General features: G+C 55.8%; 1 rRNA gene. It reads left to right on the top strand.

Features of this window, described 5'->3' with window-relative positions:
- Positions 1 to 1709 (top strand): 23S ribosomal RNA (locus OZD67_RS06115); the annotation flags it as partial.

Raw genomic sequence — 1709 nt, forward strand, 5'->3', positions numbered from 1 at the left:
TGAGTGAGAAACTCATCCGCCGAATGACTAAGGGTTCCTGGGTCAAGTTTGTCTTCCCAGGGTGAGTCGGGGCCTAAGGCGAGGCCGACAGGCGTAGTCGATGGTTAACGGGTTGATATTCCCGTACCCGAGCATGTGCGACAAAAGATGAGGCGGTGATACTAACCACCCTGAAGGACTGTCGGTGCATCTTTGGTGTGCTGGTGGTGTGGATGCGTGGGACCTGATCCGTAGTAGTCTAGTGATGGGGTGACGCAGTGAGGTAGCCGAGCCACTTATTGGATTGTGGTGTAAGCGTGTGGCCCGTGTCCCAGGTAAATCCGGGGCGCATACAGGGTGAGGCGTGATGCGTACCCTTTTGTGGGGATGTCGGTGATCCTGTGCTGTCGAGAAAAGCCTCTAGCGAGTGCGTGTTCGGCCCGTACCCTAAACCGACACAGGTGGTCTGGTAGAGTATACCGAGGCGTTCGGGTGAACTGTGGTTAAGGAATTCGGCAAAATGCCCCCGTAACTTCGGGAGAAGGGGGGCCCGTGCTGGTCGCAGCCTTTTGCGGGTTGTTGGCTGGTGTGGGTCGCAGAGAATAGAGGGAAGCGACTGTTTACTAAAAACACAGGTCCGTGCGAAGACGGTAAGTCGATGTATACGGACTGACGCCTGCCCGGTGCTGGAAGGTTAAGAGGACCTGTTAGGGCTTTGGCCCGAAGCGGAGAATTTAAGCCCCAGTAAACGGCGGTGGTAACTATAACCATCCTAAGGTAGCGAAATTCCTTGTCGGGTAAGTTCCGACCTGCACGAATGGCGTAACGACTTCTCTGCTGTCTCAACCACAGGCCCGGCGAAATTGCAGTACGAGTAAAGATGCTCGTTACGCGCGGCAGGACGAAAAGACCCCGGGACCTTCACTATAGCTTGGTATTGGTGTTCGGTTCGGTTTGTGTAGGATAGGTGGGAGACTGTGAAGCGGCTACGCCAGTGGTTGTGGAGTCGTTGTTGAAATACCACTCTGATCGTATTGGATGTCTGAACCTCGGCCCGTGATCCGGGTCAGGGACAGTGCCTGGTGGGTAGTTTAACTGGGGCGGTTGCCTCCCAAAGTGTAACGGAGGCGCCCAAAGGTTCCCTCAGCCTGGTTGGTAATCAGGTGTTGAGTGTAAGTGCACAAGGGAGCTTGACTGTGAGACTGACAGGTCGAGCAGGGACGAAAGTCGGGACTAGTGATCCGGCACCGGCTTGTGGAAGCGGTGTCGCTCAACGGATAAAAGGTACCCCGGGGATAACAGGCTGATCTTCCCCAAGAGTCCATATCGACGGGATGGTTTGGCACCTCGATGTCGGCTCGTCGCATCCTGGGGCTGGAGTTGGTCCCAAGGGTTGGGCTGTTCGCCCATTAAAGCGGCACGCGAGCTGGGTTTAGAACGTCGTGAGACAGTTCGGTCTCTATCCGCCGTGCGCGTTGAAACTTGAGAAAGGCTGACCCTAGTACGAGAGGACCGGGTTGGACGTACCTCTGGTGGGCCAGTTGTCACGCCCGTGGCATTGCTGGTTGGCTACGTACGGGAGGGATAACCGCTGAAAGCATCTAAGCGGGAAGCCTGTTTCGAGATGAGGTTTCGTGTGAGGTTCCCTGTAGACGACGGGGTTGATAGGCCGGATCTGGAAGCCATGTGAGTGGTGGAGGTGACCGGTACTAATTGACCGAACATTACAC

It is taken from the genome of Wolbachia endosymbiont of Drosophila nikananu, assembly GCF_028981865.1.
GTDB lineage: Bacteria > Pseudomonadota > Alphaproteobacteria > Rickettsiales > Anaplasmataceae > Wolbachia > Wolbachia pipientis_B.